At 61.9% G+C, this 14,530-nt stretch carries 14 protein-coding genes; 8 read left to right on the forward strand and 6 right to left on the reverse strand.

Annotated features, from left to right (window positions below; all coding sequences use genetic code 11):
- The first annotated feature begins 18 nt into the window (after positions 1 to 18).
- Entirely contained in the window at positions 19 to 867 is an 849-nt protein-coding gene (locus V8P77_RS00715) for a GNAT family N-acetyltransferase (protein WP_335910210.1), read from the forward strand.
- On the opposite strand, the gene V8P77_RS00720 is transcribed toward V8P77_RS00715, so the two are convergent.
- Positions 864 to 1,781 (reverse strand): DMT family transporter, encoded by a 918-nt coding sequence (locus V8P77_RS00720; RefSeq protein ID WP_335910211.1) that lies wholly within the window; start codon positions 1,779 to 1,781, stop codon positions 864 to 866. The two genes, V8P77_RS00715 and V8P77_RS00720, sit on opposite strands and share 4 nt — an antisense overlap.
- Positions 1,782 to 1,972: 191 nt before the next feature.
- Here V8P77_RS00720 and V8P77_RS00725 point away from each other — a divergent pair, with 191 nt between their 5' ends.
- Positions 1,973 to 3,271 (forward strand): adenylosuccinate synthase, encoded by a 1,299-nt coding sequence (locus V8P77_RS00725; RefSeq protein WP_011653210.1) that lies wholly within the window; start codon positions 1,973 to 1,975, stop codon positions 3,269 to 3,271.
- A gap of 60 nt (positions 3,272 to 3,331) precedes the next feature.
- Positions 3,332 to 5,854, forward strand: a complete 2,523-nt coding sequence (locus V8P77_RS00730; protein WP_335910212.1) for a hypothetical protein — start codon at positions 3,332 to 3,334, stop codon at positions 5,852 to 5,854.
- Between the two features lie 120 nt (positions 5,855 to 5,974).
- On the opposite strand, the gene rpoH is transcribed toward V8P77_RS00730, so the two are convergent.
- Together rpoH and V8P77_RS00740 are read right to left on the reverse strand one after the other, a co-directional pair.
- A complete protein-coding gene (rpoH, locus tag V8P77_RS00735; RefSeq protein WP_003542378.1) occupies positions 5,975 to 6,883 on the reverse strand; it encodes an RNA polymerase sigma factor RpoH in 909 nt (302 codons plus the stop codon).
- A 189-nt stretch (positions 6,884 to 7,072) separates the two neighbouring features.
- Positions 7,073 to 8,098: an RluA family pseudouridine synthase gene (locus V8P77_RS00740; RefSeq protein ID WP_335910213.1), complete on the reverse strand. Its 1,026-nt coding sequence runs from the start codon at positions 8,096 to 8,098 to the stop codon at positions 7,073 to 7,075.
- Positions 8,099 to 8,140: 42 nt separating this feature from the next.
- On the opposite strand from V8P77_RS00740, the gene V8P77_RS00745 reads away from it, so the two are divergent.
- Positions 8,141 to 8,527, forward strand: a complete 387-nt coding sequence (locus V8P77_RS00745; protein ID WP_335910214.1) for a hypothetical protein — start codon at positions 8,141 to 8,143, stop codon at positions 8,525 to 8,527.
- A 7-nt stretch (positions 8,528 to 8,534) separates the two neighbouring features.
- Entirely contained in the window at positions 8,535 to 9,359 is an 825-nt protein-coding gene (locus V8P77_RS00750) for a TrmH family RNA methyltransferase (RefSeq protein ID WP_335910215.1), read from the forward strand.
- A gap of 86 nt (positions 9,360 to 9,445) precedes the next feature.
- Here the strand turns inward: V8P77_RS00750 and V8P77_RS00755 are convergent, their stop codons facing one another.
- Both V8P77_RS00755 and V8P77_RS00760 read right to left on the reverse strand, forming a co-directional pair.
- Positions 9,446 to 10,609, reverse strand: coding sequence for a coiled-coil domain-containing protein (locus V8P77_RS00755; RefSeq protein ID WP_335910216.1), 1,164 nt, complete (start codon positions 10,607 to 10,609; stop codon positions 9,446 to 9,448).
- Between the two features lie 116 nt (positions 10,610 to 10,725).
- Positions 10,726 to 11,313, reverse strand: coding sequence for a DUF1134 domain-containing protein (locus tag V8P77_RS00760; protein ID WP_335910217.1), 588 nt, complete (start codon positions 11,311 to 11,313; stop codon positions 10,726 to 10,728).
- Between the two features lie 194 nt (positions 11,314 to 11,507).
- Between V8P77_RS00760 and chpT the strand changes: the two genes are divergently transcribed.
- Together chpT and V8P77_RS00770 are read left to right on the forward strand one after the other, a co-directional pair.
- On the forward strand, positions 11,508 to 12,155 hold the full coding sequence (gene chpT / locus V8P77_RS00765) for a histidine phosphotransferase ChpT (RefSeq protein WP_003542366.1): 648 nt from the start codon (positions 11,508 to 11,510) through the stop codon (positions 12,153 to 12,155).
- A gap of 120 nt (positions 12,156 to 12,275) precedes the next feature.
- Positions 12,276 to 12,638: a response regulator gene (locus V8P77_RS00770; RefSeq protein ID WP_003542364.1), complete on the forward strand. Its 363-nt coding sequence runs from the start codon at positions 12,276 to 12,278 to the stop codon at positions 12,636 to 12,638.
- A gap of 218 nt (positions 12,639 to 12,856) precedes the next feature.
- Here the strand turns inward: V8P77_RS00770 and ctrA are convergent, their stop codons facing one another.
- Positions 12,857 to 13,558 (reverse strand): response regulator transcription factor CtrA, encoded by a 702-nt coding sequence (gene ctrA, locus V8P77_RS00775; protein WP_003542362.1) that lies wholly within the window; start codon positions 13,556 to 13,558, stop codon positions 12,857 to 12,859.
- A 436-nt stretch (positions 13,559 to 13,994) separates the two neighbouring features.
- Here ctrA and V8P77_RS00780 point away from each other — a divergent pair, with 436 nt between their 5' ends.
- Positions 13,995 to 14,345, forward strand: coding sequence for a flagellar export protein FliJ (locus V8P77_RS00780; RefSeq protein ID WP_335910219.1), 351 nt, complete (start codon positions 13,995 to 13,997; stop codon positions 14,343 to 14,345).
- The last annotated feature ends 185 nt before the right edge of the window (positions 14,346 to 14,530 follow it).

Here is a 14,530-nt window from a genome sequence, read left to right on the forward strand (position 1 = left end):
TCAATCTGGGAAAGTTGCATGAATTCGGAATTTGCCGTTCGTTCGATGCGGCCCGGCGAACTGGAACTCGTGCTCGAATGGGCGCGTCAGGAAGGCTGGAACCCTGGCCTCGACGATTCGCTTGCATTCAACGAGGCCGATCCGTCGGGATTTTTCGTCGGCTCCATCGGTGAAGTCCCCGTCGGCTCCATCTCGGTCGTCAAATATGGCGATATTTTCGCGTTCCTGGGCCTCTACATCGTCCATCCCGATTTTCGCGGCAAGGGTTATGGCAAGGCGATCTGGGCGGCGGGCATTGCCAGCGCGGGAGATCGCACGATTGGTCTCGACGGCGTCGCCGCACAGCAGGACTACTACCGCAAGGCCGGCTTCGAACCCGCCTATTCCACCATTCGTTACGGCGGTCTCGCTACTTCCTTGCCGGTTTCGACGCTTGTCGCGCAGCCTGTACTGGATTCACGCCTCGAAGGCCTGCAGCGATATGATTCGGCGATCTTTCCGCAGCCGCGAGGCGCCTTTCTCGCTGCCTGGTGCACCGCCCGCAAGGGCCGCCGTTCGGCGGTAGTGCGCAAGAGCCACAAGATCCGCGGTTACGGCACGATCCGCCGCTGCTACGAGGGCTACAAGATCGGCCCGCTCTTTGCCAACGATGCCGACAGCGCCGCGGCGCTGCTTGCCGAATTGATCCCCGAGGCGAAGGGGGCTGCGGTCTTCATCGACATTCCCGCAGAGAACCGCGAGGCGGTCGCGCTTGCCGAAGGCATCGGCCTTCAACCGGTGTTCGAAACGACACGCATGTATCGCGGACCGGCCCCGGCCATCCCGCTGAAGCACGTCTTCGGCGTGACGACGCTGGAGCTTGGTTAATCCACTGGTGAGGCTGGAACGGTCGGAGCCGAAGCTTTCGGCCGGCCCTTTTCGGCAATGGCGATACCGCCCAAGGTCAGCACCAGCGCGATCACATGGAAAGACTGCAGCTTCTCGCCGATCAGGGCGACGGAGAGCAGCGTTCCGAACACCGGCACCAGATTGATGAACAGGCCGGCCCGGTTGGCGCCGATCGCCACGACGCCCTTGATATAGAGGATCTGCGCCACCAGCGAGGGAAAGATCGCCGTGTAGAGAGTGATGACCCAGCCGGCTTGGTCGGGCCATTGTGCCGCACCCCGGCCCGCTTCCCAAAGGAGCAGCGGCAGTGAGGTCAGCATGGCGCCGAGCGCCGGGACCGCCATCAACGTGCGCCAGTCGAGCGGCGGTTTCCAGCGCAGGAAGATCGTGTAGACCGAATAGGCGGCAATGGCGATCAGCATCAGCCCGTCGCCGCGGTTGAGGCTGAGTTGCAGCAGCGTTGCGAGGTCGCCATGTGCGGCAGTCAGAGCGACGCCGATCAGCGTCATCCCGAAGCCGAGACATTGCGCCAGCGAGATGCCGGTACGGAAGAACATGAAATTCAGCAGGAAGATCAGCATCGGGATGCCGGCCTGCTCGATGGCGACGTTGATCGCCGTCGTATATTGCACGGCTGAATAAAGCATGGCGTTGAAAAGGGTGTAGCCGATGACGCCGTAGAAGAGGAGCAGCGGCAGGTTCTTCCTGACCACCGGCCAGTCCTTCCGCAGTTGCGGTACTGAAATCACGGCGATCATCGCGACGGCGAGGAACCAGCGCAGGAAGGTCAACATCATCGGGCTGATGTGCCCGAGCGCGAGTTTGCCGGCGACGGAGTTGCCGCCCCAGCAGAGGGTGGCGATAACGAGGCAGATATAGGCCGTGGCTTGCAAGAGCGTTCTTCCCGTCTTTCCGCGATCGCCGAGCGGCGTTTTGTGAGGGGAAATAGCCTGTCGGCTGCTGATTTGTCACGTAAAAAGCCCAATCTGCTGTGACAACAGGGTCGCTTTCCAAAAAACAAAGCTTTATAGATGCGCGGGTTTGAGCAGGTGCGCGGTTTCGCGCCGGTAACAGGAAGAGTTGGATGACGAACGTAGTCGTGGTCGGTTCGCAATGGGGTGACGAAGGCAAGGGCAAGATTGTCGACTGGCTTTCGGAGCGTGCGGATATCGTTGTGCGCTATCAGGGCGGACACAATGCCGGCCATACGCTCGTCATCGACGGCACCAGCTATAAGCTCTCGCTGCTGCCGTCTGGCGTCGTGCGCCCGGGCAAGATGGCCGTCATCGGCAACGGCGTCGTCGTTGATCCGCATGCGCTGATCGCCGAGATCGGCCGGCTGGAGGCGCAGGGCGTGACGGTCACGCCTGACAATCTGCGCATTGCAGACAATGCGACGCTCATCCTGTCGCTGCATCGCGAACTCGACGCGATGCGCGAGGATGCGGCGTCGAACAGCGGCACCAAGATCGGCACGACGCGCCGCGGTATCGGCCCGGCCTATGAAGACAAGGTCGGCCGCCGCGCCATCCGCGTCATGGATCTTGCCGATCTCGACAGCCTTTCCGGCAAGGTCGACCGTATTCTGACGCATCACAATGCGCTTCGCCGCGGCCTCGGCGTTGCCGAAGTCAGCCACCAGGCGATTATGGACGAACTGACCTCGGTCGCCGATCGGGTGCTGCCCTTTCGCGATACGGTCTGGCTCTTCCTCGACAAGGAGCGTCGCAAGGGCTCCCGCATCCTCTTTGAAGGCGCGCAGGGCACTCTGCTCGACATCGATCATGGCACCTATCCCTTCGTGACCTCGTCGAACACGGTGGCCGGTCAGGCCGCTGCCGGTTCCGGCATGGGACCCGGCTCGCTCGGTTATATCCTCGGCATCACCAAGGCCTATACGACGCGCGTCGGCGAAGGCCCGTTCCCGACCGAGTTGAAGGACGCGATCGGTGAGTTCCTTGGTGAAAAAGGTCATGAGTTCGGCGTGGTGACCGGACGCAAGCGGCGCTGCGGCTGGTTCGACGCCGCACTGGTGCGCCAATCGATCGCCACCAACGGCATCACGGGCATCGCGCTCACCAAGCTCGACGTGCTCGACGGTCTCGAGGAATTGAAGATCTGCGTCGGCTATATGCTCGACGGCGAACAGATTGATCATCTTCCCGCAAGCCAGGGAGCGCAAGCTAGAGTCGAACCGATTTACATCACGTTGGAGGGATGGAAGGAATCGACCGTCGGCGCCCGCAGTTGGGCGGATCTGCCGGCACAGGCGATCAAATATGTTCGCCAGGTCGAAGAGCTGATCGGGGCACCCGTCGCGCTCCTTTCCACCAGCCCGGAGCGGGATGACACGATACTTGTGACCGATCCGTTTGAGGATTAAGCTCACGGGTCACTGTGGAGGATGGTTCGGTAGAGTGCCGGACTTCTTGAGAAAGTACTGATGGCGGATTTTATTGCAGTCATTCGGCGGGCCGTCGACGGCCTGGCTGAAAATACCCCCGAGATGCGGGTGAAAGTCTACGAACGTGCCCGCGGCGCAGTGCAGCGGCAGCTCGAGAATATGAAGCCGCGTCCGCCGGAAGCCATGCTGCAACGCCAGCTCGAAAAGCTCGAGGCTGCCATCCGCGAAGTGGAAGGCGAACACTCCGAGGCGATGCCGCTCGATGAGCCGGTTGCGGCTGTCGCCGCGGCGGAATCCTTCGAAGAACAAGCGGTTCCCGACGAAAGCGAACCGGCGCCGGAGACGGCTGTCGAGGAACCGGTCTACGAAGCCTATGCGGAACCGCAGGCGGCCGAGGCCGCCGACGAGCCCGATCATGTGGAAACCGCCGCGCCGGAGGAAGCTGAGGAAGAGGTCGCTGCGGAGGAGCCTCTTTCCCAGGAAACGCTCGTTTCCCCTGAAGCACCCGTTCCCGAGGAAGCCCCTGTTTCCGACGAGACACCGGATTCGCCGGACATATCGGGTCCCGCCGAGACATACTGGCATCCCTCGCATGAGGAGGAAGCGCCGGCCGAGGAATGGCATGCCGGCGAGGCGCGCGACGTCGCTGCCGAGGACGTGCCGGCCGAACATGACGGCTGGGAAGCGCCACCCGCCGGGCATCGCGAGGAGCAAGCCCACGAACAGCGTGCTGGCGAGCAGCATCCCGTGGAAGCCGAAGAGATTGCGGCCGAACCGGCGGCGGTGGAAAGCGACGAGCCTGACGCGGAGGAGGCTTCCGAGCCCGCCGAGCCGCTTCAGCCGGTCACGCGCGGCATAGATCACGCATCGAACCGGCTGGTGGAGCCGGTTGCCGATTTCGATCGCCCGCAGGAGTTCGTCGAGCACAGCCGCGAGGAGCCGTTGCAGGCCGAAGCTGCGGCGCATTTCGACCCCGTCTGGACCGAGCCCGTTGCTGAAACGCCGGCTCCGGCACCCAAGGATGCGGAGACTGAATGGGCGGAAGAGGAACTCCGGCAATATTCGGAGACGGCGCCGGCGCCGATGACCGCCGATGCCTCGGCGCGCGCCTTCGAAGACGTGATAGCAAGCCTCGAAAAAGTTGCACCCGCCGCCGTCATGCCGGCCGCCAAGGAAAGTTTCTCCTGGGAGACGGCTGCCTTCGACGATCTGCCGCCGATCGAGGCCGGCAACAATAAGAAGACGCCGGTTGCCTCTCATTTCGACGATGTCGATATCTTCGCGGAAGTGCACAACGGCAAGCCGGCGCCTGCTAGCGGCGCGGCGAGCGAGGACTGGCGCGAGGCGAAGGCGCTGCGCGGCTACGACCGCCGCGGCTCTGTCGCCGCTGATGACGATGACGCCAATCCGTCGATGGATATCGATCAGATTGTCGCCTCCAAACTGCAGGGCAAGAGCTTCCGTATGGAGCCGAAGCGCCGCCGCATCGGCATCGGCACAGTGATCACGCTCATCTTCGCACTCATCCTGATCGGTGGCGGCGCCTATGCCGGCTGGACGAACAGGGAGGCGCTGGTGGCGATGGTCGACGGGCTCGTCAGCTCGGCACCGTCGCAGGCGACCCGGAACGAGGCGGCAACGCCGCCGGATGGCTCGGCGACGCCTGCCCAGCCGGGCGCGGTGACGCCAGCCCAGCCAACCACACCAGGAGCGCAGAATACTCCAGCGGCGCCGGCGAATCCGCAGGTAGCGTCCATGAACAATGACGGCGCTGCGGCCAATTCGAAATTCACCCAGCGGCTGCTGACGGATGGAACCGAGGTCGACAGTGGCCCGGCGACTGTGCCGGGAACGCCGACCGCGGAAGGAAAGTCGGTCGCCGAACAGAATGTTGCGGCAGCCGATACGCCGCCTGCCAGCGCACAGGGCGATGCGGCACCCCCCGACACGCGGACGCCGAACGGCCCGGTGGCATCGCCGCCGCAGACCGCGCCCGTCGGTTCGTCGCAAAAGATGTTCCTCTATGAGGAGCGCATCGGCCAGAGCTCGCCGACGGCGATCGAGGGATCGGTCGTCTGGAGCGTGCAGCACGAGGCCGGCCAGGATGGCCGGCAGGAAGCGACGGTGCAGGGCAATGTCACGGTTCCCGAGCGCAATCTCTCGGCTCTCGTCACCTTCAAGCGCAATTCCGATCCGTCGCTGCCGGCAAGCCATCTCGTCGAGATCGTCTTCTCGGTGCCGCCGAATTTCGAAGGCGGCAGCATCGACAGCGTCCAGCGCATCTCGATGAAGCGCACGGAGCAGGATCGCGGTGACGCGCTGATCGCGGTTCCGGCCAAGATCACCGACGATTTCCACATGATCGCGCTCAACGACTACCCTGATGCGCGCAAGGCCAATCTCGACCTGATGTCGACCCGCAACTGGATCGATGTTCCGATCACCTACCGCAACGGTCGCCGCGCGCTGCTGACGATGGAAAAGGGCGGTACGGGAACGGACGCCTTCAATACCGCGATCAAGGAATGGACTGCGCTCGGAGATGTGTCGACGAGCCAGTGACGGTTCCGCGACGCCAGCGTTCCCGGATCTTGGCGCGGTGCCGAGGCTGCGGACAAAGATGAATGAAAAAGGGCGGGCCGCAAGGACCCGCCTTCTTCAATTGTATCACGCGACAGGTTTTTATGCCGTGGCTTCGACGACCCGGACGGCCTTGGCGCGTTCCAGGGCTTCCTTGCGGACGGCGTCCTGCACCTTTTCGAAGGCGCGGACCTCGATCTGGCGAACGCGTTCGCGGCTGATGTCGAATTCAGTCGAAAGGTCTTCCAGGGTCACTGGATCCTCGGCGAGGCGGCGAGCCTCGAAGATGCGGCGTTCGCGCTCGTTCAGCACGCTCATCGCTTTCGCCAGCATGCGCCGGCGGGTGTCGAGCTCATCCTGTTCGATCAGCACGTCTTCCTGGCTGTCATGGTCATCCACCAGCCAATCCTGCCATTGGCCGCCGTCACCTTCGGCTGCCTTGATCGGCGCGTTCAACGAGGCGTCGCCGGAGAGGCGGCGGTTCATCGAGATGACCTCCTCCTCCGAGACGTTCAGCTTGGTGGCGATCTCCGAGACGTGCTCCGGCTTCAGGTCGCCGTCATCGATTGCCTGGATGCGGCCTTTCAGGCGGCGCAGATTGAAGAACAGGCGCTTCTGGTTGGCGGTCGTGCCCATCTTCACCAGCGACCACGAACGCAGGATATATTCCTGGATCGAAGCCTTGATCCACCACATGGCGTAGGTGGCGAGGCGGAAGCCGCGCTCGGCATCGAACTTCTTGACGGCCTGCATCAGGCCGACATTGCCTTCGGAGACGACTTCGCCGATCGGCAGGCCGTAGCCGCGATAACCCATCGCGATTTTCGCGACGAGGCGAAGATGGCTGGTGACGAGCTTGTGGGCGGCATCCCGGTCGCCATGCTCGGCATAACGCTTGGCGAGCATGTATTCCTGCTGCGGCTCCAGCATCGGGAACTTGCGGATTTCGTCGAGGTAACGATTGAGACCGGCTTCACCGGCGGTAATGGACGGCAAGGTATTTCGGGCCATAGTGCACCCTCCTAAAGTGAATTCCGGTTCCCGATGAAACGCATCCTCGCGTTAAAAAAGGCAAACCGGGACGTGCGGCTCTACTGCGAGCCCGCACTAAGTCAATATACAGATAAGTGTGGCGAAACGGCGGTTCAAGGTGCCGCTCACGCAGGTGTGAGTTGCGCAGGCGGCATTCGGAGCTCGGCTTTATCGCCGCAGCGCTTCGACCAATTCGACCATATCATCCGGCAGCGGTACCTCGAAATGCATGATTTCGCCGGTGCGCGGATGCTCGAACTGCAGCATGAAGGCATGCAGTGCCTGGCGGCCGAAACCGTTGACGACTGTGCGGATCTCTCCGGGGAGGAGATTGGCCTTGGTCTTGAAGCCGGCGCCGTAAACCGTGTCGCCGAGCAGCGGATGGCCGATATGGGCCATGTGGACACGGATCTGGTGGGTGCGGCCGGTTTCGAGGCGGCACTCGACCAGCGAGGCGAACGCGGTTGCGTCCGGCTTCTCATGGAAGCGCTCGATCACCTGGTAGTGTGTGATCGCCTCGTCGGCGTCCTGACTGTCGGGGCGTTTGACGGCGCGGCGCGTGCGGTCGCCGGTGGCGCGGCCAAGCGGCGCTTCGACCGTGCCCGACAGTGAGCGGGGCCGGCCCCAGACGATTGCCTGATAGGCCCGCTCCAGCGGCATGGTGCGGCCATGGTCGGCAAATTGCAGCGACAGGTGGCGATGGGCAATATCGTTCTTGGCGACGACCATGACTCCTGTCGTATCCTTGTCGAGACGGTGGACGATGCCGGGGCGGCGCACGCCGCCGATGCCGGAGAGCGTATCGCTGCAATGGTGGATCAGCGCGTTGACCAGTGTCCCCGTCCAGTTGCCGGCGCCGGGATGGACGACGAGACCGGAAGGCTTGGAGATGACGATGACGTCGTCGTCCTCATGGAGGATATCGAGCGGGATGTCCTCGCCCTGCGGCGTCGGATCTTCCGGCTCCGGCAGCGTGAGTTCGAAACTATCGCCGGTGCGCACCTTGCGCTGCGGGTCGGTGACGGGTTCGCCGCGCAGAAAAACCTGGCCGTCCTTGATCAGCGCCTTGATGCGGCTGCGCGAAAATTCCTCGCCGATCTGCGCCGTCAGCCAGGCATCCAACCGGCCTTCGGCAGTTTCATCGGCGGTCAGGACTTTTCTATTGCCGGCTGCTTGTTTAAAGGGGTCGCTCAAGACGCTTCTTCTCCGACGTATTTTTTAGAACGGGACGCACAGATGACAGCAATCGAGCCAGACGACCAGGAAGAGAAGCCCCTTGATCCGGCGATGGAAAGTGTCCGGCGCAAGATGGTCCGCCTGCAGATCGTCTCCGGCGCCATCATGTTCGTGAGCCTTATGGCGGTCTTCGGCGCGGTTGTCTACAAGGTGATGCACAGCGAGCCGAAGGAGACGGCGTCCGCTGTTGCAGCCTCCAGCGTACCCTCGGATGCGCCGCTTGCGGCAATCGTTTCCCTGCCGCTCGGCTTCAAGGTGCAGTCCACTTCGTTTTCGGCAGGGCAGCTTCTGTTCTACGGCGAAACGGTCGAGGGCAAGAACAAGGCGCTGGTCTACGATCTCAGGACCGGCCGCACCGTCGCCGACGTCACTGTTACGGGCAATTGAGGCCGGCATGGCCGCCGTCCCGATCGACATCGACAGTGCCGACGATCCGCGCGTCGCTGAATTCCGCGAGATCCGCGAGCGCGACCTGACGGGCCGAGAGAACCGCTTCATCGCCGAAGGCACCGTCGTGCTGCGCATGCTCGCCGAGGCGCATGCTGCAGGCAGCGGCTTTTTCGCCGAGAAGATCCTGCTGCTGCGCAACCGCGTCGAGGGCGTGCTGCCCATCCTGGAGCGGTTTCCGGCCGATGTGCCGGTCTATGTCGCCGGGGCGGATGTGCTCGACGGCGTCGTCGGTTTCCATCTGCATCGCGGCGTTCTCGCGCTCGGCCGGCGTGAGGAGCGCGGGGAGGCGGCACTTCTCGACGCGCTGCCGGAACGGGCGCTGGTGCTCGTCGGCTGCGGCATTTCCAATCACGACAATGCCGGCTCGATGTTCCGCAATGCGGCCGCCTTCCGGGCGGATGCGGTGCTGCTCGACGAAACCTCCTGTGATCCACTCTACCGCAAGGCGCTGCGTGTCTCGGTCGGTTCGGTGCTGAGTGTCCCGCACCGCCGCGGCGGCAAGGCGCTCGATGGACTCGTGGCGCTTGCCGAACGGGGCTTTGCCATCTGGACGCTTTCACCGCACGGCAAGACCGATATCCGCGCCATTCCGGCCTCGACGCGCATGGCGCTCGTCGTCGGGACCGAGGGCGAGGGGTTGCCGGAGGCGCTGCTTGCGCGGTTCCAGAGCGCGCGCATTCCACAGTCGGAGGAACTCGACAGCCTCAATGCCGCGACGGCGACGGGGATCGCGCTGTTTTCCATGGCCTCAGCGATGGGCCGGCTCTAACGCATATCCCTCTCAAATCGGATTGACTTTCAGGGGTCTGCGTCAATTCAAACATGATGGTCAAACATGATGGCGCGCCGCGCGTCCTATCGGACGCTCGCGGGATCGGCGAGGATTGCGGTTGCCCTGTCGGCAAGGCTGACACGATCGTTCGGGTTCTTTTCCGCAGCTTCGACGAGCAGCGTGCGGATCGGCGAGGAGGGACCCTCGTTCAGGGCGGTCAGCGCCACCATATTGGCGGCGATCGAGGCAATCTCCTCTCGGATCGCACCATCGCGTCCGGCTACGGCCTTTGCCTTTTGCAGGCGCTCGGCCAGGTCGGCGCTGCGTTTACGGACATCCTCGCCCAGCTCAGCCGTGACGATGGCGGTGTCGAGCGTGGATGTGGTCGTCTCTTCCGTCATTTCCGCCGGCAGTTCCGCGGCCATCCCGGCAAGGCCGGCGTCGCGCAGCACCCGGTTGACCTTGCGGATCTCGGCGTTGGCGGCCTTCAACTGCTCCTTCAACCTGGCGATCTCCTGCTGGCGGCGAGCGACCAGGTTTTCCTTTTCGATGGCGGAAGCGCTCTCGCGCGCGGCCTTATCCTCCAGGCGGATCACCATATGCTGCTGCTGCGTCAGTTTCTGTTCGGCATCCTTGGCGCGCTTCTGCAGCAGGCTGACGTCCTGGCGCAGCGTGTCGCGTTCGTCGCGCAGCGCGTTGACGCGGAATTTCAGGCTCTCCGCCTCGGTCTCGCGCGCGGCCAAGTCTATTCTCAGACCATCGGCCTGTTCACCGAGCTTGCTCAGCCGCGTCCGCATCGTCGCCAGTTCGCTCTCCTTGTTGGCAGCGGACTGCTCGGCAATATGCAGATTGGTCTTCAACTGGCTGATATAGTTCTCGTCCTTGCGCAGATGCGAGCGCTGGTCGGCCGCCTCGACATGCATCTCGCCGATCTGGGCCTGCAATTCGCCGATCTCGGCGGCAAGCCTGCCGGCATCGACGGCGAGGGCGTCGTGGCGAAGCTGGAACGACAGGGATTTCTCGCGCTCGCGCAGAAGGTCCTGGGTGGTGCGGGCGTTTTCGGCGGCATAAAGCGCGCGCACCATGTCTTTCTGGGCGCGAACCTCCTGCGGGCTCAGCGGCATCGTCGCTTTCAGCCGGTTCTCAGTATACCAGACGATGCGGCGGTGAACGGCGGGCGAGACCAGAAAGACGAGAAAGGCCGCAGTCAGGAAGCCCAATCCGAACAACAGAGCATATTCGATCACGGCGCGGCCATCAGTAAAAAGGTTGATACGAGGTCAGCCGCGATGATTAAGCACGCGTGACGCGCATGGCAAGGCCGCCGGTGGCGCCGGCGGCAGATTCGAGCGGCTTTGAGGCCTCAGAAGGGGTTCCAGGTCGGCGCCTGGGTGATTTTGAGATAGCCGACATTGACGCCGAGGCGAGCACCGACGCCGGTGCGGATCGGCACGACCAGCACGTCGTTGTTCTTGAGCAGCGTCATGCCGAAGCCGGCGATCACATAGGCCGAGCCGCTGACGCCGCCGAAGCGGGCATAGATGCCGTTGACGGAGGGCAGGTCGTAGACCAACATCATTACACGTGAGCCCTGGCCGCCGTAGTCGAGGCCGAGCGAGGGGCCTTGCCAATAGAGATTGTGCTCGCCGGCGTTCTTGGTGTTCAGCTGGCCTTCGCCATAGGTAAGGCCGGCGATGAAGGCGCCGCCGCCTTCCTGTCCGAGGATATAGCCGTTCGGCAGGCCGTATTTCTGGAAGGCGCTCTCGACCACCTTGGCAAGTCCGCCGCTAGCGGAGCCGAAGAAGGAGTGGCCGGCGTCGACGATTTCCTGCATCGTGTACTGACCGTTATCCTGGGCAGCGGCCGGTGCGGCAACCATCAGCGAGGAAAAGATGAGGGCCGAAAGCAACTTGCAGAAGCCGATGAATCGGTGCGGAAATCGAGGGCGCATGGTGTCATCCGTTCGTCGTTTGGCTGAGAGCGGGCAACCGCTCGCGGCGATTGGTGCATTTTGCGCCGATGATCTTAACAATCGGTTTACCAAATATGGTGTCATTATGGCACCGAGTACGATCGCAAACTTCGCGCAATTTTGATGAAGCATATTCCGGGCGCAATGAAATTGCCGCCCATCAGGAGACAATGATGTCCAAGAACCCCAATCTCACCCTGTCCGGCCCGGATCTGGCCGCGCTTCTTTGCAGCCGCGTTTGCCACGATGTCATCTCGCCGGTCGGCGCGATCAATAACGGGCTGGAGCTCCTGGATGAAGGCGGCGCCGATGCCGATGCGATGGACCTGATCCGCACCAGCGCGCTCAATGCTTCCGTCCGCCTGAAATTTGCACGTCTCGCCTTCGGCGCGTCGGGCTCCGTCGGCGCCTCGATCGACACCGGCGAGGCCGAGCGTGCAGCCAAGGATTTCGCCGTCGCCGAAAAGAAGACCGAGGTGATCTGGAACGGACCGCGCGCCATCGTCGCCAAGAACCGTGTCAAGCTGCTGCTTAACCTCTTCCTCGTTGCCTATTCCGCCATTCCGCGCGGCGGCGTGCTTGAGGTAACGCTCGAAAATCCCGAATTCGATGCGAAGTTCAAGCTCACGTCCAAAGGCAAACTGATGCGCCTGCCGCCGAAGTTCGTCGAGATATCGACCGGCACTATCGAGGAAGCGATCGATGCTCATTCGATCCAGCCCTATTACACCGTGCTTTTGGCGCAGGAGTGCGGAATGACGCTTGATCACAGCGCCAGCGCCGACGAACTGGTGTTCACGGCAGTGGCTGCGGCAGCCTGACTTCGGGGTACGGGCCTGTGTCGGCGCCCGTCCGGTAACGTTTCGTTAGGCTGATGGACCTATTCTCCTAGGTTGTAAGAGGCCTCTTGCTGCGACGAATGCGGGGGCAAAGGAGCGGCCATGCAAAGGTTCATGATCACCGATAATTCGGACATCGTCCGCAAGGTCGGCAAGCGCATTCTCTCCGAACTCGACTTTCTGGTCAGCGAGGCCTCCAACGCCGGCGAGGCGCTGCAGCGCTGCCAGGCGGAGCTGCCGGAATATCTGATCGTCGATTCCGGCATGGAAGGCGCCCTCGATCTCATCGCCGCTATCCGCGCCATGGAGGGCGGCAAAGAGGTCAAGATCTATTACTGCGTCGTCGAGGCCGATCTGAAGAAACTGATGGCGGGCAAACGGGCCGGGGCCACCGACTTTCTGCTGAAGCCGTTCGATCGCAAGATCCTGACCGCCGTTTTCGGAAACCGCGCGATCGCCGCCTGACGGGCAGATCTCTTCCGCCGATATCGGCACCACCGGAGCATGATGCCGCGTGCAAGCGGTTTCGGCCGCCCCAGGCTATTTCCTAGATCGAAAGAACAGAGGATTTCAGGCCGATCCGGCCTGAGGTGAGAGCGGATTCTTATTGCGCGGGCCGAAACGAAAAATCCCGCCGAAAAGGCGGGATCTTCGTTTATCCGATAAGGGGATCGGAAAAAATATCAGGCGGTTTCGGCGTATTCGGCACCATCCGGCTCGCGAAGAACGTAACCACGGCCCCAGACAGTCTCGATGTAGTTGGCCCCGCCGGCGGCGTTGGCAAGCTTCTTACGGAGCTTGCAGATGAAGACGTCGATGATCTTCAGTTCTGGCTCGTCCATGCCGCCGTAGAGGTGGTTCAGGAACATTTCCTTGGTGAGGGTGGTGCCCTTGCGGAGCGAAAGCAGCTCCAGCATCTGATATTCCTTGCCCGTCAGGTGGACGCGCTGGCCGCCGACTTCGACCGTCTTGGCATCGAGGTTGACGATCAGCTCGCCGGTCATGATGACCGACTGGGCGTGGCCCTTGGAGCGGCGGACGATGGCGTGGATGCGGGCGACAAGCTCGTCCTTGTGGAACGGCTTGGTCATGTAGTCGTCAGCGCCGAAACCGAGGCCACGAACCTTGTCTTCGATGCCGGCCATGCCCGACAGAATGAGGATGGGCGTCTTGACCTTGGACAGCCGGAGAGTGCGAAGCACTTCATATCCGGACATGTCGGGCAGGTTCAGATCGAGAAGGATGATATCATAATCATACAGCTTGCCCAGATCGACGCCTTCTTCACCGAGATCGGTGGTATAAACATTGAAACTCTCTGATTTCAGCATCAACTCGATGCTCTGCGCCGTCGCGCTGTCATCCTCGATTAGAAGTACCCGCATAATTATCCCCTTTACCGCCGCCGAAAGGTGGTCTGGCCCCCTACACGATACCGAACACGCTACGTGATTTGAAAGCTGCCACGAAATGGTTAACAAATTCTAATTCACTCTGGCAAGGAGTATCGAATTTATTAAACAATTTTTCCATTTCTCTGTTTTCCAATAGGAATCTCAAAAAGGCGCCCCTCAACTTTAACATTAGGAAACAGCGCTAAGTGATTCATCCGACTCGCCAATGAAAAGGTTCGAACTTCATGCCTCTGCATTTACCGACCCTTAAATCATCGGGCCTATCATTAACGATGCCCGTAAACGAAAGGTTACCAGCGGTAGGTATTTGTTAATATCGCGGGAAATTTTTTAGCAAACCGTGTCAAAGCGGCGCGCAGGGCGGTTTCAAGTTGAGCCGGGGTCTCGCATCACGGGAGTAATGCGTATGAAGTCGCGAGAAAATCTCGTTCGCCTGAAGGAATTTCAGGTGAACGAAAAACGACGTCAGTTGCAGCAGTTGCAGATGATGATGTCCGAATTCGAACGGATGACGAAGGATCTGGAGAGCCAGATCGTCGTCGAGGAAAAGAAGTCCGGTATTTCCGACCCGAATCACTTTGCTTATCCGACCTTCGCCAAGGCCGCGCGTCAGCGGGCCGACAACCTGCAGGTTTCGATCAAGGAACTGAAGATGCAGGAAGAGACGCTGGAAATGGCGCTCGAGGAGATGCAAGCGGAATATGCAAGGGCCACAGCGCTGGAAGAGCGTGACGGCGGCGCCAGAGCAAGGGCGTAAGAGAAACGGCTGGGTGCCGGCTTCGGCGCCTTGGGATCGCCACTGAGAAGCCATGTATGATGGGCGCGCTGTCCGTTATACATGGCTTTTGGTGTTTGCCTTATGTCGTCGCTCCCACCGGAAACGAGTTTCGTCCGCCCGCCGGGACGATTTATTTTATGCATGTCCTTGTCCCAAACCCGCTG

The sequence above is a fragment of the Rhizobium aouanii genome, assembly GCF_037002925.1.
GTDB classification, from domain to species: domain Bacteria; phylum Pseudomonadota; class Alphaproteobacteria; order Rhizobiales; family Rhizobiaceae; genus Rhizobium; species Rhizobium aouanii.